The 18,404-nt window shown below is 58.0% G+C and carries 14 protein-coding genes; 8 read left to right on the top strand and 6 right to left on the bottom strand.

Annotation, left to right across the window (positions count from 1 at the left end; genetic code table 11):
* Positions 1-35 precede the first annotated feature (35 nt).
* The 4 genes from GA0071314_RS15765 to GA0071314_RS15750 are packed head-to-tail and all read left to right on the top strand — an operon-like array spanning position 36 to position 5,240.
* Positions 36-1,352 carry a homoserine dehydrogenase gene (locus GA0071314_RS15765; protein WP_074397529.1) on the top strand — a complete coding sequence of 439 codons (1,317 nt, stop codon included), beginning with the start codon at positions 36-38 and terminating at the stop codon, positions 1,350-1,352.
* Positions 1,353-1,360: 8 nt separating this feature from the next.
* Positions 1,361-2,749, top strand: a complete 1,389-nt coding sequence (thrC, locus tag GA0071314_RS15760; protein ID WP_074397528.1) for a threonine synthase — start codon at positions 1,361-1,363, stop codon at positions 2,747-2,749.
* Between the two features lie 50 nt (positions 2,750-2,799).
* Positions 2,800-4,578 carry a single-stranded-DNA-specific exonuclease RecJ gene (locus GA0071314_RS15755; RefSeq protein WP_074398562.1) on the top strand — a complete coding sequence of 593 codons (1,779 nt, stop codon included), beginning with the start codon at positions 2,800-2,802 and terminating at the stop codon, positions 4,576-4,578.
* A 44-nt stretch (positions 4,579-4,622) separates the two neighbouring features.
* The gene (locus tag GA0071314_RS15750) at positions 4,623-5,240 is read left to right on the top strand and encodes a YitT family protein (protein ID WP_074397527.1); all 618 of its coding nucleotides are present in this window, start codon (positions 4,623-4,625) and stop codon (positions 5,238-5,240) included.
* A 75-nt stretch (positions 5,241-5,315) separates the two neighbouring features.
* Here the strand turns inward: GA0071314_RS15750 and GA0071314_RS15745 are convergent, their stop codons facing one another.
* Positions 5,316-7,844: a heavy metal translocating P-type ATPase gene (locus GA0071314_RS15745; protein WP_074397526.1), complete on the bottom strand. Its 2,529-nt coding sequence runs from the start codon at positions 7,842-7,844 to the stop codon at positions 5,316-5,318.
* The gene (locus GA0071314_RS15740) at positions 7,841-8,260 is read right to left on the bottom strand and encodes a MerR family transcriptional regulator (RefSeq protein ID WP_074397525.1); all 420 of its coding nucleotides are present in this window, start codon (positions 8,258-8,260) and stop codon (positions 7,841-7,843) included. Before GA0071314_RS15740 ends, GA0071314_RS15745 begins: the two co-directional genes overlap by 4 nt.
* Positions 8,261-8,526: 266 nt before the next feature.
* On the opposite strand from GA0071314_RS15740, the gene GA0071314_RS15735 reads away from it, so the two are divergent.
* Positions 8,527-9,879 carry an OmpP1/FadL family transporter gene (locus GA0071314_RS15735; RefSeq protein ID WP_074397524.1) on the top strand — a complete coding sequence of 451 codons (1,353 nt, stop codon included), beginning with the start codon at positions 8,527-8,529 and terminating at the stop codon, positions 9,877-9,879.
* Between the two features lie 80 nt (positions 9,880-9,959).
* Here GA0071314_RS15735 and GA0071314_RS15730 read toward each other — a convergent pair whose 3' ends face one another.
* The 4 genes from GA0071314_RS15730 to GA0071314_RS15715 form a co-directional block, all read right to left on the bottom strand.
* Positions 9,960-11,573 carry an ABC transporter ATP-binding protein gene (locus GA0071314_RS15730; protein WP_074397523.1) on the bottom strand — a complete coding sequence of 538 codons (1,614 nt, stop codon included), beginning with the start codon at positions 11,571-11,573 and terminating at the stop codon, positions 9,960-9,962.
* Positions 11,574-11,592: 19 nt separating this feature from the next.
* On the bottom strand, positions 11,593-12,471 hold the full coding sequence (locus GA0071314_RS15725) for an ABC transporter permease subunit (protein WP_096299302.1): 879 nt from the start codon (positions 12,469-12,471) through the stop codon (positions 11,593-11,595).
* The gene (gene oppB, locus GA0071314_RS15720; RefSeq protein WP_074397521.1) at positions 12,464-13,393 is read right to left on the bottom strand and encodes an oligopeptide ABC transporter permease OppB; all 930 of its coding nucleotides are present in this window, start codon (positions 13,391-13,393) and stop codon (positions 12,464-12,466) included. The genes GA0071314_RS15725 and oppB overlap by 8 nt, the downstream gene beginning before the upstream one ends.
* An 80-nt stretch (positions 13,394-13,473) precedes the next feature.
* On the bottom strand, positions 13,474-15,048 hold the full coding sequence (locus GA0071314_RS15715) for a peptide ABC transporter substrate-binding protein (RefSeq protein ID WP_074397520.1): 1,575 nt from the start codon (positions 15,046-15,048) through the stop codon (positions 13,474-13,476).
* 221 nt (positions 15,049-15,269) lie between these two features.
* Between GA0071314_RS15715 and prfB the strand changes: the two genes are divergently transcribed.
* From prfB to GA0071314_RS15700, 3 genes are all read left to right on the top strand, one after another.
* Positions 15,270-16,368 (top strand): peptide chain release factor 2 gene (prfB, locus tag GA0071314_RS15710; RefSeq protein ID WP_156524129.1). Its coding sequence is split into 2 segments (ribosomal slippage): positions 15,270-15,344 and positions 15,346-16,368, totalling 1,098 coding nucleotides; the frame shifts between segments, so codons are not numbered across the junction.
* A gap of 34 nt (positions 16,369-16,402) precedes the next feature.
* Complete coding sequence (lysS, locus tag GA0071314_RS15705) at positions 16,403-17,914, top strand: lysine--tRNA ligase (RefSeq protein WP_074397518.1); 1,512 nt, start codon at positions 16,403-16,405, stop codon at positions 17,912-17,914.
* A gap of 62 nt (positions 17,915-17,976) precedes the next feature.
* Positions 17,977-18,363: a hypothetical protein gene (locus GA0071314_RS15700; protein ID WP_074397517.1), complete on the top strand. Its 387-nt coding sequence runs from the start codon at positions 17,977-17,979 to the stop codon at positions 18,361-18,363.
* The last annotated feature ends 41 nt before the right edge of the window (positions 18,364-18,404 follow it).

Genomic DNA, 18,404 nt, shown 5'->3' with positions numbered 1-18,404 from the left:
CACCGACGGGTGCACAACATAAAAGGGGAAGTATTTTGAAACCGGTAAGAGTAGGCATTTGTGGGCTGGGTACCGTCGGTGGCGGTACGTTCAACGTGCTGACGCGCAACGCTGACGATATTGCACGTCGTGCAGGCCGCCCGATTGTGATTGAGCAGGTGGCCCACCGCAGTATTCACCCCGATTGCGACATTACCGGTATTAATGCCACATCGGATGTATTTGAAGTGGCCACTAACCCTAATGTGGATGTCTTGGTTGAACTGATTGGTGGTTACGACATTGCCCGCGAACTGGTACTTACCGCGATTGAAAACGGCAAGCACGTGGTCACGGCCAATAAAGCGCTGATCGCCGTTCACGGCAACGAAATCTTCAAGGCGGCCCACGAAAAAGGCGTGATCGTGGCGTTTGAAGCCGCCGTCGCCGGTGGTATTCCGGTGATCAAGTCGCTGCGCGAGGGCCTTGGAGCCAACCGTATCGAGTGGGTGGCGGGCATCATCAACGGCACCGGCAACTATATCCTTACCCATATGCGCGATGAAGGCCGCGCCTTTGAAGACGTGCTCGCAGAAGCTCAGGCGCTGGGCTACGCCGAATCCGACCCGACCTTTGACGTTGAAGGTATCGATGCCGCCCATAAGCTGACTATTCTGGCCTCAATTGCCTATGGCGTGCCCCTGCAGTTCGAGAAAGCCTTCACTGAGGGCATTTCGCGGATTACCGCCGAAGACGTTGAGCAGGCCGATAACCTGGGCTATGTCATCAAGCACCTGGGAATCTCCAAGCGCACTGAGAATGGCCTTGAGTTGCGGGTTCACCCCACGCTGATCCCCAAAGAGCGCCTGCTGGCCAACGTTCATGGCGTAAAGAATGCCATCGCGGTGATGGGCGACGCCGTTGGGCCGACGCTTTACTACGGCGCAGGCGCAGGCGCAGAGCCGACGGCCTCGGCCGTGGTCGCCGACCTACTCGATGTGGCGCGGGATATCTCCACCGACCACCATTACCGGGTTCCCTACCTGGCGTTTAGCGGCATCGACGAAGATGTCAGTCAACTGCCCATCATGCCGATGGAAGATATTATTACCGCTTATTATCTGCGTCTGTTGGCAGTAGACCGCCCCGGGGTACTGGCACGGGTGGCGACTATCCTGGCCGAGCAGGGCATCTCTATCGAAGCGCTGATCCAGAAAGAGGCCACCGAAGGCGAATTGGTGCCGATTATTCTGCTGACTCACCGCACCAAAGAGAAGCAGATGAACGAAGCGATCCGCGAAATAGAAGCCATGGCGGATATCGCCGGCCCAGTGACGCGCATTCGCGTGGAAAGCCTGGACGAAGGGGAGTAATCAACCGCATGCGCTATATCAGCACGCGTGGGCAAGCGCCCGCGCTGTCCTTTGAAGAGGTGGTGTTGACCGGCATGGCCAGCGACGGCGGGCTTTACGTGCCGGAAACTCTGCCCACGTTTTCGCAGAAAGACCTGGCCGACATGGCCGGGCTTTCCTACGCGGAGATTGCCTTTCGAGTGATGAAGCCGTTCGTCAACGGTGAGATCGACGACGTCACTTTCCATCAAATCGTCACGGACGCCTACGCGACGTTTAATCACGACGCAGTGCTGCCGCTCAAGCAGTTGGATGCCAACCATTTTCTGCTCGAGCAGTTCCACGGCCCCACCCTGGCGTTCAAGGATGTCGCTCTGCAGCTGCTGGGCCGCTTGCTCGATCACTTCCTGAAAAAGCGCGGCGAGCGCGCGGTGATCATGGGCGCGACCTCCGGCGATACCGGGTCGGCGGCCATCGAGGGCTGCCGTCACTGCGACAACCTGGACATCTTTATCCTGCACCCGCACAACCGCGTCTCGGAAGTGCAGCGCCGCCAGATGACCTCGGTGCTTGCCAACAACGTGTTTAACATTGCCATTGAAGGCAACTTTGACGATGCCCAGGCGATGGTCAAAGCGAGCTTCGCCAATCAAGACTTCTTGAAAGGCACGCGGCTGGTGGCGGTGAACTCGATCAACTGGGCGCGCATCATGGCCCAGATCGTCTACTACGTGGCGTCAGGTGTTGCGCTAGGCGCGCCGCATCGCGAGGTAAGCTTCTGCGTACCGTCGGCAAACTTCGGAAACGTGTTTGCCGGCTATATGGCGTATAAAATGGGTTTGCCGGTCAAGCAGTTCATTATTGCCACTAACGCCAACGATATTTTGCACCGCACGCTTGCCGCCAACGATTTCTCCAAGAAAGAGCTGGCGGCGACGCTCGCGCCGTCTATGGACATCGTGGTGTCGTCGAACTTCGAGCGTCTGCTGTTTGATGCCTACGATCAAGACGGTGCGGCCGTGGCGGCGTTGCTGGAGCGCTTCCAACAAGAGCCAACGGCGCTGGCTGATGCGCCGCTTGCCAAACTGCGTGAAAAGTTTGCAAGCCACAGCGTGGATGACGCGACGATTCTGGAAGTAATCCGTGAAGCCCACCACCGCACCGGGGAAATGCTCGACCCGCACACGGCCACTGGCTATCGCGCCGCCGAGCGTGCCCGGGCCGACCAAACCACACCGGTGATTACGCTAGCCACGGCTCACCCCGCCAAGTTTGCCGAAGCGGTGGTGAAGGCAGGTTTCCAGGGAGTACCGTTGCCGACCCATATGGACGACCTGCTGGAGCGTGAAGAGCGCTATACGGTGTTGCCCGCCGAACTGAGTGCGGTGCAGCAGTTCGTCGCTGACAACCGGCGCTAGGGCGTATGTCCAACGTGACAGATGTGCCCCAACAGACCGCGCGCGCGACGATGCTACAACACGCAAGCCAGCCCCGGCTGGAGCCTCGTCCACTCGACGAGGCTGTTTATGCGCGCGCCCAGGCGGAAGGTTTAAATGAGCTTCAGGCGCGCCTGCTGGCCTCCCGGCTGCCTGGCTATCAAGGCGAGCTGGCACCGCTGGTATCGCCGAGTCTGCGCTATCTGGCGCACCCGGAGAAACTCGCTGACGGTTGCCGAGCGGCCGAGCGTATTGCCCAGGCGGTGGCCGAGGGCGAGTCGATCGGGATTCTCACCGATTACGACGTGGACGGCATTACCTCCCACGTGGTCATCCGCCGGACGTTGGTGGAGCTATTTGGCGTACCGGAATATAAGCTGCACAGCCTGATTGGCCACCGCATTCACGACGGCTACGGCATCAGTTTGCCACTGGTGGAACGCACGCTGGCGCTTAAGCCGTTTCCTACACTGGTGATTACCGCCGACTGTGGCAGCAGCGACGAGCCGCGTATCGCGCGCTTAAAAGCCGCGGGCATTGATGTGGTGGTCAGTGACCACCACGCATTGCCGATGGAAGGCCCACCGCCTTCCGCCTACGCCTGCGTTAACCCAACCCGTAACGACTGCGACTACCCCGATAAAACCATCGCCGGCTGCATGGTGGCGTGGTTGCTCATGTCACTTGCTCGCGGTGTGTTGATCGAGTGGGGCGCGCTGTCAGAGTCGACGCCCAAACTTTCGCCCTGGCTTTCCTACGTGGCGTTGGGAACGGTAGCGGACTGTGTCTCGCTCGGGGGCAGCCCTGCGAACCGGGCGGTGGTCAATCACGGCTTAACGCTCATCAACCGCATGGATGCTGCCTGCTGGCGGGCGATGGCCACACGCCTGGGCGCTGATAGCGTGCCGTTTAACGCTGAGACGTTAGCGTTTCAGATGGGGCCGCGTATCAACGCCCGGTCGCGGCTGGACGACCCCTACGCAGCGCTGCACTTTATGCTGGCCGAGAACGACGGCGTTGCCAATCGACAGTTGGAAGTGCTCGACCAGGATAACCAGTCGCGCAAAGCCATTGAAGCCGATATGACGGAAGAGGCGCGCCATCTAGCGGCCAGTGCCCTGGAAGCTGAAGAGCCTGCCGTGGTCGTGCTACTGGAGGATGGCCATCCCGGCGTACAGGGCATTGTTGCCTCGCGCTTGGTGCAGGCCTATGGGCGTCCTGCCCTGGTGCTTACCCAGGCAGCGGCCCCCAACATGTTGACGGGCTCCGGTCGCTCGATTGACGGGCTGCATCTGCGTGATGCATTACAACGGACCTTTGAGCTCGCCCCCGAGGCACTGCCGCGCTTTGGCGGCCATGGTGGGGCGGCAGGCGTGGGCGTGCCCCGTGAGCAGCTAGGCGTCTTTAAGGCGGCTTTTCTACAGGCGGTAGGCGAGCAGTTGGAAGGGCGAGTGCTTTATCCGCGCCTTTGGACCGACGGCGAGCTATCCACGGCACAGCTATGCTTGGCAACGCTTGAGGATATTGATGCCTTGGGCCCCTATGGTCGTGAGTTTGACCCACCGCTATTTGAGGGGCGATTTATTGTTGAAGCGCTGCGCCCCGTCGGCGCGGAAGGCGTACACCTGATGATGGAACTGTCCATGGGGCCGGTAACCTGCAAAGCTATCTGGTTTCGCGCGCTGACGCCTGGCGAGCTGCCCGCGTTTAGCGTTGGCGATACGCTCCATTGCGCCTATAAGCTTAATCGCAACCGCTGGCGCGGCCGCGAATCGTTGCAGTTGATGGTCGAGCACGCCAATCCATTATAAACGCAGCATTTTGTACCCCTGATACTTCAAGTAAGGACGCTGCCATGCGCATGGAAGATCTTCCCACAGACCCTCATAAGCCCTATGAGGATGTCATGGCGATGTTGCTGGGCACGTTTTTTGTGGCGCTCGGGGTAACCTTTTATACCCATGCGGTGCTGTTAACCGGCAGCACAGCAGGCTTGGCGCTACTGCTGAACTATATGACAGGCTGGGGGTTTGGAGTGTGGTTCTTTGCCATTAACCTGCCGTTTTACTATTTAGCGATTAAGCGCATGGGCTGGAGTTTTGCTCTGCGTACCTTCGCGGCGATTGGCCTGGTGTCGCTGTTTTCGGAGCTGACTCAGGGGTGGGTTGAGTTTGCCGCCGTGCCGTCGCTCTATGCCGCGCTAATGGGCGGGGCTCTGATGGGCATCGGCATGCTGATGCTGTTTCGCCACCGCACCAGCCTCGGCGGCATCAATATCCTGGCCCTTTACCTCCAAGAGAAGCACGGCCTGCGTGCAGGCTATGTGCAACTGGGTATCGACGGGCTGATCCTGCTGGTGGCGCTCACCCAGCTACCGCTCGACCGAGTGGGCTTCTCGGTGTTGGGTGCGCTGACCCTGAATTTAATCATCGCCCTGAACCATAAGCCCGGCCGCTATATCGGCGTCAGCTAGGCCTTGGCTAAGCCAGCCAGAACCACCACACAATGGCGGCGATCAGGCCGAGCCCGGCGAGATTGACCAGTAGGCTCATGATGTGCCTCCTTTGGATGGGATGTCGCTTGCTTTCCACAACCGTAGGCGGTTGGCGTTGCTGACCACGGTGATGGAGGAAAGCGACATGGCCGCCCCCGCAATCATCGGCGAGAGCAGCGTGCCGGTGAGGGGGTAGAGCACCCCGGCGGCGATGGGAATGCACAGCACGTTGTAGCCAAAGGCGCCGATCAGGTTTTGCTTGATGTTGCGCAGCGTGGCCCGGCTGATTTCGATGGCGTCGGCCACGCCATGCAGCGACCCCCGCATCAGCGTCATGCCCGCGCTTTCAATCGCCACATCGGTGCCCTGGCCAATTGCGAATCCCACATGGGCGCGGGCCAGCGCCGGGGCGTCGTTAATCCCGTCGCCGACCATACCCACCACTTCACCTGCCTTTTGGCGCCGCTCGATATCGGCGTGTTTGTCCTCGGGCAGCAGCCCGGCGCGGTAATCGTCAATGCCCACTTGGCGGGCAATAGCGGCGGCCGTGTGGGGGTTGTCGCCGGTCAGCATGATCACGGTCAAACCGTCTTCTTTCAGCCGTTTAACGGCGGCAGCGGCATCGTCGCGCAGCGGGTCGCTGATGCCAAACAATGCTTTTAATCGCCCGCCTAGAGCAAAATACACCAGCGTGCGGGCTTTCTCTTCAAGCGCCCGGGCGGCGTCCTGGCTCACTGAGAGGTCGATACCGGCGTTTTCCATCAGGCGCGCGTTGCCCAGCAACAGTGACTGTCCGTCGGCGGTTTGTGCCTTCACCCCGCCCCCAGTGACGCTGTCGAAGTCACGGATCTCGGCAGGATCAGCGCCATGTTCGTCGGCATAGGCCAACAGCGCCGCGGCAAGCGGGTGCTCCGAGCCGCGCTCCAGCGCCGCGATATAGCCCAGTGCCGTGGACGTATCGTCGCCCAGCACCTCGGCCTCGGTCACCCGGGGCTTGCCTTCGGTAAGCGTACCGGTCTTGTCCACTACCAGCGTGGTCAACTTGCTGGCGGTTTGCAGCGCCTCGCCGTTTCTCACCAGAACGCCGTGTTCGGCGGCCTTGCCGACGCCAATCATGGTGGAAATCGGCGTGGCCAGCCCCAGCGCGCAGGGGCAGGCGATAATCAGTACGGTGGTGGCTGTCACCAGCATGTGAATGACCCGCGGCTCGGCGCCGACATTGAACCATACCAGGGCCGTGAGTACGGCGATAATCATCACCGAGGGGACAAAAATGCTGGAGACTTTATCGGCCAGTTCGCCAATCGGCGGGCGCGAATTTTGCGCGCTGGCCACCTGTTCGGTGATCTGCCCCAGGCGGGTGTCAGCCCCTACGCGGGTCGCTTGGTAAACCAGCCCACCTTTGCCGTTGACCGTGCCCGCGCTGACCTCATCGCCCTGGCCCTTCTTGATGGGCTCGGGTTCGCCGGTGAGCATGGATTCATCGATGTGGCTTGCGCCTTCGATGACCTCACCATCCACCGGTAAGCGCTCGCCGGGACGCACGCGGATGTGGTCGCCCTCGCGCACGGCGTCAACATCTACCTCATGTTCTGCGCCGTCGCGAATCACCCGGGCGGTGCGACTTTGCAGGTCCAGCAGTCGCTTTAGCGCATCGCTGGTGCGTCCGCGCGCTTTAAGTTCCATGGCGTTACCCAGCAGGATCAGGCCGATCACCATGGCCGAGGCTTCAAAATAGATACCGTGGGCGACCTCTGGTAACCAGGGAGCGAAGGCTACGACCACCATCGAGTAGAGCCAGGCGGTGCCGGTACCCATGGCCACCAGGGTGTCCATATTGGCTTGATGGTGCCTGAGGTTTTTCCAGGCGTTGACAAAAAAATGGCGGCCAGGGAACACCAGAATGGCCAGCGTCAGAAGCCCGACCACCAGCCAGAATAGCCGCCCTGTGCCCATCGGGTGTGGGTGATAGACGAACATGCTGAGCATCAGCGGAACGGCAAGTGCCAGCGACCAGGCGCTGCCTTTCAAGCGTTTTGTGTAGTCGTGGGCTTCCTGTTGGGCGCGCGTTCTTTCCGCTTCGCGCATATCGACAATCGGCTCGGCCCCGTAGCCCACCGATTCCACAGCCGCTATTAAGGCGTGCTGGTCGGCATCGCCAAAAATTTGAGCGGTATGCGTGCCAAAATTAACGCTTGCTGTCTCAACGCCTTCAGTACGCTCTAGGGCTTTCTGAACGCTTTTCACGCAGCTGGCGCAGGTCATTCCGCTGATCGCCAGGCGGATCTTTTTTCGGCTGCCTTGGGAGGGGCTTTTCGCTGACGTCGAGCCAGTTGCTTTGTCGCGTTTGTCTTCAGGCGGGGTGGTGTCGTGGGAGCGCTTGTCAGGTGGGTAGCCCACGCTTTCAAGTGCTTGGTCGAGAGTGGCGTCGTCCATTGTGGTCGTCACTTCCAGGCGCTTTTCCCCAGGCATGCCGACCACGCCTGCTTTGCTGTCTTGCTGATGAATCGCCTCGCGCATGCGCGTCACGCAACGTTGGCAGCTCATGCCAGGCACCGTGCGCGTCAGGGTGTGCTGGCTCATTTGGCCTCCTGCTTCTCAGGAAAGCTCTCGATCAAGCGACACAGGCTGTGGCCGTCCGGCGTGCCGTCGGGCATGTGTTGCCAGCTTTCTAAGGCTTGCTCCATACGTTGGGCAAGCGCCTCGAGCTCCTGGATCTGCGCGCGGATTTGCGGCAGCCGGTTGGCCAGCAGGTCGCGTACTAGCGGGCAGGGGGAGTCGCCCTGGTCGGCATGGGCGAGAATGTCGCGAATCTCGGCCACGCTGAATCCGAGCTTGCGTGCCCTTTGAATAAACTGCAGCCGTTCAAGGTCGGTCGCGGAGTAGAGCTGGTAGCCGTTATCTGGGTGTCGTGTGGGCGCAAGTAGCTGCTCCCGGGTGTAATGGCGCACCGTTTCGGGGGTCACGCCGCCGCGTTTTGCCAACTCGCTAACTTTCATTGTGCGCTCCCTGGCTCGCTGTCTGTAATAGTTCAGATAGTTTAAAACCTATGGGTTACACAAAGGTCAAGGGTGGGCAGAAAATACCCGAAAAAGCCTAAAACAATGATTTAAAACGGTCGTGCGACTAATGTATAAGACAAAATTAAAATAAAACGCTCGTTTGCCCTTGAACGTAGCGTGCTTTTAGGCCAAAACTGAGGTGTACAAAAAAAGTATGACGGATGGTCACCATCCCGTCGGATCATTGGGAAAAGAGGCCCACTATGCATAATAAATTTAACAAGCTCACTCTGGCAGTTGCCGTCGCCACGGCCGCCTTCGCAAGCCAAGCCCAAGCGGGTGGTTATCAAATCAATGAGCAGAGCGTGAGCGGCCAGGGGTATGGGCATGCGGGCCGCAGCTCTAACGTGGAAGACGCGACCATTGTGTACGGCAACCCAGCGGGTATGTCGTTTTTGGATCGAGCCCAATTTTCAGCAGGTGCGACCTATCTAAATGTCGATAGTGAGCTTTCTAATGTGGAAGCTAGCCGCACAGTGGATGCAGGCGTCGCTCAAGGTGGAACGCCTACGGGCAATCAAGTCCCTGCGGGCAGTATTCCGGGCGGCAACGATGGCGATATGGTGCCTGGCTCTACTATCCCCTACGGGTTTTATGCCCATCCGGTCAATGAAAAGCTGGCCTTTGGTTTCGGTGTTTACGCGCCTTTTGGTTCAAAGACTGATTATGAAGATGACTTCCAGGGCCGCTACTTTGGTAACTATACCGAAATCACAGTAATGAGTGCTCAGCCCACGGTATCTTATCGTTTCAACGATCAGTGGTCGTTGGGTGCCGGGATTACTTACAACCAAGTGGATGGAGAACTTCGTCGTCAGCTTCCCTCTGAAGAAACTTATAACCCAAATGCTGATATTGACTCACGTGTAGATGGCGATGATGAGGCGTGGGGTTACAATTTAGGTGTTATCTATCAGCCAGCACCTGAAACGACTTTAGGCTTAACGTATCGCTCAAAGGTTGATTACGAGCTGGAGGGTGACTTTAGCGCTACCGATCCGATGGGCAATATAGTGCAGTCAGATTCAGCTAATCTGGACTTGACCACGCCTGAAACGGTCAATTTCTCGCTGACGCAGCAGATGACCGATCGCTTGAAGCTGATGTTCGGCGCCTCATGGGTGCGTTGGAGCCAGTTTGAAGAGATTTCGGTGACCGGTAGCCAGGGCAACGAAATCACCAACGAGCAGCAAAACTACTCTAACGCCTGGGCCTTTGCCACGGGTGGTGAGTATCAGTTGACGCCGACGCTCGCCCTGCGTGCGGGGGTAACGCTGGACAATACGCCGAGCAATGATAACGACCGAAGCGTTCGTATCCCTTCGGACGACCGCCGCATCTTCTCACTGGGGGCAGGCTGGAGCCCAACCGATGACTTGACCATCGATGTGGCCTACTCATACCTGACCGAGCGAGGCACCTCCGTTAGCCAGGAGCGCAGTGATCTGCTAGCAAGTCCGGCGACAGGTGACCAACCAGTTGGAGGAGCTAATTACTCCGCCGACTACAAAAACGAAGCCCATGGCTTCGGTGCTCAGATGACCTATCGCTTCTAGCGCGTTAGTCAGCAAAAACGACCTAAACCCGGCCTTGGCCGGGTTTTTTATTAAACGAGCGCTAACGTTTGGGCTGCCACTTATGCCGCTGGGCTATCCAGGAAAGCCGCGCGCATCAGTTCGCGGGTATAGGTTTGGCGTGGGGCGTTGAACAGTGATTGGGTGTCGTTTTGCTCGACGATTTCGCCCTGGCGCATCACGATGACCTCATCTGCCAGTGCTCGAACAACGGCCAGGTCATGACTAATAAATAAGTAGGTCAATCCGTGACGTTGTTGTAAATCGCGTAACAGCTTTATGACGGTCATTTGTACCGAACGATCAAGGGCGGAGGTGGGTTCGTCAAGCAGTAGGAACTCAGGCTTGACGACCAATGCTCGGGCGATGGCAATGCGTTGCCGCTGGCCGCCGGAAAACTCATGGGGGTAGCGGTGACGGTGGGCGGGGTCCAGGGCGACTTCTTCAAGGGCCTGGATAACCTCGGTGTCGCGTTCGGCGCGCCCGAGTAGCGGCTGATGAACGCGAAGCCCCTCGCCAATAATCTCGCCCACGGTCATGCGTGGAGAAAGCGAGCCAAAAGGGTCTTGAAAGACCACTTGCATACGCGATCTCAGCGGCCGCATTCCCGCGCGGTCAAGCTGGCCAACGTCGATGTTATCGAAATGTACCTTGCCGTGACTTTTCACCAGCCGAAGAAGCGCGCGGCCTAGGGTGGTTTTGCCTGAGCCCGATTCGCCCACGATGCCTAGGGTTTGTCCTTTGCGCAGCGAGAGGTCGATGTTTTTCACCGCTTCAAAATAGCGGTTGGGGCCAAACAGGTGTTTCTTGATCGGGAAACGAACGCCAATGTGTTGCGCAGTAAGCAGAACGGGCGCTGAGTCGGGAACGGCTGCCTTATGGCCACTGGGGTTGGCGTTAATCAGCATCTGGGTGTAAGGGTGTTGAGGAGCTTTAAACAACGTCTGGGTGGCCCCTGCTTCGACGATTTCGCCGTGTTGCATGACGCACACGCTATCGGCTAAATGACGAACAACCCCTAAATCGTGAGTGATAAACAGAATCGCCATACCATAACGGGCCTGGAGGTCTTTAAGCAGCGCGAGTATCTGCGCTTGCACCGTGACGTCAAGGGCGGTGGTCGGCTCATCGGCAATCAGCAGTTGAGGTTCACAGGCCAGCGCCATGGCAATCATTACCCGCTGGCGCTGACCGCCGGAAAGCTCGTGGGGGTAGCTATCGATGCGGCGCTTGGGCTCGGGTATCCCTACCTGTTCGAGTAGCTCTACTACCCGCAGATAAGCATTGTTCCCCCGCAAGGGCGTGTGTTTATGCAGTACTTCACGAATTTGCTGACCCACGCGGTGCATGGGATTGAGCGAGGTCATCGGTTCCTGGAAGATCATTGAGATCTCATTACCACGAATCGCCCGCAGGCGCTTGCGGTTGACGGTAATCAGGTTTTCATTGCCCGGCCCGCCATGCCAGTGAATGGTGCCGGTGGCGCGCGCCAGTTCAGGCAGCAGGCCCATCGCGGCGGTCGAGGTGACCGACTTGCCCGAGCCTGACTCGCCGACGAGCGCGAGCGTTTCGCCCTGATGCAGGGTAAAGCTAACGTCTTTGACGGCCGTGACGGAGCCATTGGGAAGGTCGAAGTCGACCCGCAGACGGTCGAATTCCAGTATTGGTTTTGGCATACAGCCTCCTTGCATTGTCCTAGCGCGTCCTGGGATCAAGGGCGTCACGCAGACCGTCCCCCAAAAAGTTAAGGCACAGCAGCGTGGTGGCTAGAAATGCAGAGGGCACTATCAGCATCCAGGGTGCCGTTTCCATCATGTCTTTGCCTTCGCTAATCAGTACTCCCCAACTGGTCAGGGGCTCTTGAACGCCGAGGCCCAGAAAGGAGAGGAAGCTTTCCAGCAAAATGACCTTAGGAACGGTAAGGGTGACATAGATAATCACTGGCCCAATGGCGTTGGGGATCAGGTGGCGTGTGACGATCTTGAAACTGCTTACGCCCAGTGCATGGGCGGCTTCGACGAACTCGCGTCGCTTCAAGGCGAGTACCTGTCCGCGCACAATGCGCGACATGTCCAGCCATTCAACGGCCCCAATGGCAGCGTAGATCAGCAGTATGTTGCGTCCGAACACGACCATCAGCAGGATGACCATGAACATGAAGGGCAGCGAGTACATAATGTCGACAAAGCGCATCATCAGGTTGTCGACCCGGCCGCCTACGTAGCCAGCAATCGCGCCGTAAAGAACGCCGATCACCAGCGAAACAAGGGTGGCGACCAAGGCGACGGAGAGTGAAATCTGTCCCCCGTGCAATACCCGGGTGAGTAGGTCCCGGCCATTGGCGTCAGTGCCCGCATAGTGGCCGCTGTCGAAATCGGGTGGAGCCTGGAAGGCGTTCCAGTCCACTTCATCAAGTGCCCAGGGGGTTAGCCAGGGGCCGAATAAACAGGCCAGGGTAATGAGGATGAGAAGTACTAGGCTGGTGGTTGCAGCACTGTTTTGACGGAGTCGACGCCACGCTTCACGCCCCAGGCTGTTGCTGGCGACCGGCGGGGCCGAGGTTGCATTATTCATTATCATAGCGAATTTGCGGATCCAGAGCCGAGTAGAGTAGATCGACGATCAGGTTGAGAAGCACGATCAGACCGCCGTAAAAGACGACGGTGCCCATCACCAGGGTATAATCGCGATTGAGCGCCGCCTGGACGAAATAGCGGCCAATCCCGGGTATTCCAAAAATCTGCTCAATGACCACCGAGCCGGTAATAATCCCGGCAATGGCGGGCCCTAGGTAGGAGATGACCGGGAGCATGGCCGGACGCAGGGCGTGGCGGAAGATGACTTCGCTCTCGCTGAGGCCTTTGGCACGTGCCGTGCGGACAAAATGGCTGCCCAGTACTTCGATCATGCTGGCGCGCATCATCCGAGCGATATATGCAATCTGCTGAATGGAAAGCGCTACGACGGGCAGGATCATATTTTGCCAATGGCCATCGTCCCAACCGCCGACGGGTAGCCAGGCCAGAAAGACCCCGAAGACCAGCGCCAATAGTGGGGCAACCACAAAGTTGGGAATGGCCACACCGGCCAGCGCCGACCCCATCACAATATAATCCACGGTGGAGTTGCGTTTAAGCGCGGCAACCACTCCCATGGGAATGCCCACTAGAAGTGCCAGGCCTATCGCCCACAGACCAAGCTCAAGGCTGACAGGAAAGCCTTGGGCGACGAGTTCGGTGACCGAAAAATCCTTGTATTTGAAGGAGGGGCCAAGATCGCCTTGCAGCAGGTTTCCCATGTAGGTGACGTATTGTTCCCAGACGGGTTTGTCCAGGCCGTAAGAAGCCATCAGGTTGGCCTCGATTTCAGGCGGGAGTTGACGCTCGCCGTCGAAAGGCCCGCCGGGGGCGAGGTGCATTAAAAAGAACGATAGGGTAATGACAATCCATAGCGTCGGGATCGCATGGAGTAAGCGTTTAAACGTATAGCTAAGCATGATCGAGCCTCGCTCCTCAGGCCGAAGCCTGAGGATTTAACGGCGGTCAGTCGTGTCACATAAAGACGCGATGAAGGGAATTACTCGTCGAATTCAATCCAGCGCGAGCGGTGGATATCTTCGATATTCGTTTCCCAGCCGGCCAGGTCGGGGCTGACAAGGTTGCGCGAAACATAGTAATAGAGCGGCAGCGTTGCGCTATCTTCCAAGGCCAGGGTCTCTGCCTCGGCCATGATGTCGGCTCGCTCATCCAGGTCCTGGGTGCTCGCGGCTTCGCTCATCAGTTCATCGAGTTCAGGGGAGCTATAGGCGCCATAGTTATTCGACACGCCACTTTCCAACAGGCTCAGAAAGTTTTGGGCGTCGTTGTAGTCACCAATCCACCCGGCCCGGGCAACGTCGAAATCGCCTTGGCGAATATCCGCGTAGTGAACGGCGACCTCCGAATTATACAGCTCGACCTCAACGCCCAGTGGCTTCCACATGGCAGCAATGGCGATGGCGACCTTGCGATGATCCTCGCTGGTGTTGTAACGCAGCATGAGCTCCAGCGGATTGTCCGGGCCATAGCCTGCCTCTTGGAGCAATTCCTGGGCGCGTGCCATTCGCTCATCCTGGGAGAGTTCGGCGAAGTCAGCGGTGGGCGCTTCATAGTGACTGACATCGGGTGGAACGAAACTGTAAGCAGGCACTTCGCCGGTGCCGAGTATCTGATCGGTGATGACCTCGCGGCGAACGGCCAGGCTAAGCGCTTCACGGACGCGCGGGTCAGAGGTTGCATGGCCGTCGCGGGCATTGAAAGCGTAGTAATAAATGCCGAGGTAGGGTGCTACCTGCACGGCTTCGGGCAGGTTCTCCTTCAGCCAGTCGTACTGCTGGGTGGGAAACTCCCGAGCGATATCGATCTCGTCGGCGCGGAAGCGGTTCAGCGCGGTATTACGTTCTTCGATAGGAAAATAGACGACTTCTTCAAGAGCCACATTGTCCACGTCGTGAAAATGGGGGTTGCGCGATGCGCTGATACGCGTTTGCGACTGCCATTCCTCGAGCTGGAACGCGCCGTTGGAGACCATGTTGCCGGGACGCGACCAGTCGTCGCCGTGCGTCTCTACCGTATGGCTGGGTACCGGGTAGGCGGTATAGTGGGAAAGCTGATCCAAAAAATAAGGCGTTGAACGTTCGAGAGTGATTTGCAGGGTGGCAGCATCTAGCGCCTCGACACCCAGGTCGCTTGTCTCGGCGTCGCCTGCATAGACGGCTTCGGCGTTTTTAATGGGATACAGGAGATAGGCGTAATCAGCGGCGGTATCGGGCGATAGAATGCGTTGAAAAGCGAAGACAAAATCCTCAGCCGTCACGGGCTCACCGTCTGACCACTTGGCATCATCTCGCAGTTTGAAGGTGTATACCGTGCCGTCATCGGAGATTTCCCAGGATTTGGCAACGCCGGGGATGCGCGAGCCATCGGCGGCTTCAGTGACAAGCCCTTCAAAAAGGTCGCCCACCACATCGTTTTCCCAGGTGCCGCTAATTTTATGCGGATCAAGCGATGCGGGTTCGCCCATAATGGCTAAGCGAAGTGTGTCTGCTTGCAGAGGGGCTGCAAAGCCTAGCGCCATTATGGCAGCGCCCACCAGAGTGTGAGTTTTTGTCATGTTGTTCCCTCAAAAAATTGTCCTAATACGATTGTTTGACAATTAAGTACTAGCACCGCCCAAAATCAGGTGTCTATCAGAAATTACACATGTAGCTATACAGAATTTCGATAGCGACGGTGCCAATGGTTGTTGGAGGCCAATTTCGTTACAATGCGCTTCTTTCTTTTAAACCTTATTCTTACTAACTAAATTTTTACCGACTAAGGCCAGAACACTCCATGTTGGAAACTAATCCGATTCACCTCCAGATCAAGGACCTGTCTGAGCGGACAGACGTCCTCAGGGGGTATCTTTGACTACGCCGAGAAGAAAGATCGGCTAGAAGAAGTCTCTCGCGAGCTTGAGGATCCCAATGTCTGGAACGATCCCGACTATGCGCAGAAGCTCGGCAAAGAGCGTGCCTCCCTTGAAACCATCGTGGCCACTATTGATGACCTTGAGCAGGGCGTAGGCGATAGCCGTGATTTGCTTGAGTTGGCGGAAATGGAAGACGACGAAGGTACCGTCGACGAGGTGCGCAAAGAACTCGACAGCCTGCAAAAGACGTTGGAAAAACTCGAGTTCCGGCGCATGTTCTCCGGCGAAATGGACGAGAACAACGCTTACCTGGACATCCAATCGGGCTCCGGCGGTACCGAAGCTCAGGACTGGGCCAATATACTGCTGCGCATGTACCTGCGTTGGGCAGAAAGTCACGGTTTCAAAGCAGAAATTATCGAAATTTCCGCAGGCGATGTAGCCGGGATTAAATCGGCGTCGCTACATATTCAGGGTGATTACGCTTTCGGCTGGCTGCGCACTGAAACCGGCGTGCACCGCTTGGTTCGCAAAAGCCCGTTTGATTCGGGTGGTCGTCGGCATACCTCCTTTGCATCGGTGTTTTTATCGCCGGAAATCGACGATAGCTTTGAGGTGGAAATTAATCCTGCCGACCTTCGCGTGGATACCTATCGCTCAAGCGGCGCAGGTGGCCAGCACGTTAACACCACCGATTCAGCGGTGCGGATTACCCACGAGCCGAGCGGCATAGTCGTGGCCTGTCAAAACCAGCGCAGCCAGCACGCCAACCGCGACTTCGCCATGAAGCAGTTGAAGGCGAAGCTGTGGGAGCACGAGATGCAGAAGCGTAACGAGGCCAAGCAGCAGGCGGAAGACTCCAAAGCCGATATTGGTTGGGGTAGTCAAATTCGTTCGTACGTGCTCGACGATCAGCGCATCAAAGATCTGCGCACCAATGTCCAGTCGAGCAACTGTGAAAAAGTGCTCGATGGCGATCTGGACCAGTTTATCGTCGCCAGCCTCAAGCAAGGTTTGTAATCTTTTCAGGGTTTGATCATTAACAGGGTGCCCGATGGCTCATCAAGACGCGTCTTCCGCAGATAACGAAAACCACCTCATCGCTGAGCGACGTGCCAAGCTAGCTGCGCGTCGCGAAAGTGCTGCCGCGCAAGGTAAGAGTGCGTTTCCCAATGACTTCCGCCGCGATAGCTTAACCGTCGAGCTGCACAATGCGCTGGGCGAAAAGGATAAGGCAGAGCTTGAGGCGCTGGACCATCACGCCTCGGTGGCAGGGCGTGTGATGCGCCAGCGTGGCCCCTTTATCGTGATTCAGGATGTGGCGGGCCAGATCCAGCTCTACGTCGACAAGAAAGGCCTTCCCGCCGACGTGCTCGACGACATCAAAAGCTGGGATATTGGCGATATCGTCGCTGCCTGTGGGCCCGTGCATAAGTCCGGCAAGGGTGACCTGTACGTGATGATGAAAGAGGCGCAGTTGCTGACCAAGAGCCTGCGCCCGCTACCGGATAAGTTTCACGGACTGACCGACCAGGAAGCCCGCTATCGCCAGCGCTATGTCGATCTGATCATGAACCCGCAGTCGCGCAAGGTGTTCGAGACTCGCGCGGCGGTGATCAGCTCTATGCGCCGCTTCTTTGAGGCGCGCGGTTTTATGGAAGTCGAAACGCCGATGCTGCAGCCGATCCCCGGCGGCGCGGCAGCGCGTCCGTTTATCACCCATCATAATGCGCTGGATATCGACATGTACCTGCGCATTGCCCCGGAGCTGTACCTTAAGCGCCTGGTGGTCGGCGGCTTTGAAAAAGTCTTTGAAATCAACCGCAATTTCCGCAACGAAGGGCTGTCCACCCGGCACAACCCCGAGTTCACCATGGTCGAGTTCTACTGGGCCTACGCGGATTACCGCGACCTGCTGGACATGACCGAAGCGATGCTGCGTACGGCCGCACAAGAAGTGTTGGGCACCACCACGATTGCGTACCAGGGGGCCAGCTACGACTTCGGCCAGCCGTTCAACCGCCTGACCCTGCGCCAGGCGATACTCGACCACGGCGACGGCATTGCCGACAGCGATCTGGGTTCCCTCGACGCCGCGCGGGCGTTGGCGGAAAAATGCGGCATCAAGGTCAAGGACAGCTGGGGGCTTGGGAAGCTCCAGACCGAAATCTTTGAAGAAGTCGCCGAGCACAAGCTCGACCAGCCCACCTTCATCACCGAGTACCCGGCTGAGGTCAGCCCGTTGGCGCGGCGCAACGATGCCAACCCCTTTGTCACCGACCGCTTTGAGTTCTTTGTCGGTGGGCGTGAAATTGCCAATGGCTTCTCGGAGCTTAACGATGCCGAAGACCAGGCTGAGCGCTTCCGCGAGCAGGCCGTCGAGAAAGACGCCGGCGATCTGGAAGCTATGTACTTTGACGCGGATTACGTGCGTGCGCTGGAGTATGGCCTGCCGCCAACAGCGGGCGAGGGCATTGGTATCGACCGTTTAGTGATGCTGTTTACCGATAGCCCCTCGATTCGCGACGTACTGCTGTTCCCGGCGATGCGTCCCGAAGTGGACTAAAAGTTGGTAAGGGCGCGATTTAGCGCCCATAATGACCACGTTTCGACGGCGAGGAGAATCCCATGAAACTGCTAAATCGCTCTGCCCTGAGCGTCAGGCCGACCCAGCCCTTTGTGGACTGGATCAATGCGCTCGAACCCACCATGGGAGACGACGACCTGACCCTGGACGACGTCGAACATGAAAGCACGGTGTATCTGATTCCAGAGATGGATACACCCGAAGCGCTTGAAACCTTTGTCCGCGAACGCTACGTGGAAATTCTTGAGACCGAGCTGCGTGCCTGGGAAGAGGATGAACGCCAGTGGCCGGAGAAGCTTGATTGGTCGCTGTTTCAAACCTTTTTACGCATCGAGCATAGCTACCTCGCTATCGACCTTGATGATGACACGGCCCTTGAAATATCTGACGTCGATGATGCGCTGCTACTGGATAACGAGCAAGACTAGCGCGTTGTCGATGTGACGTAAGCGTATCGTGAAGCCGGCTT

It is taken from the genome of Halomonas sp. HL-93, assembly GCF_900086985.1.
In the GTDB taxonomy this organism is placed as follows: Bacteria; Pseudomonadota; Gammaproteobacteria; order Pseudomonadales; family Halomonadaceae; genus Vreelandella.
This window is presented reverse-complemented; position numbering and strand designations above follow the sequence as displayed.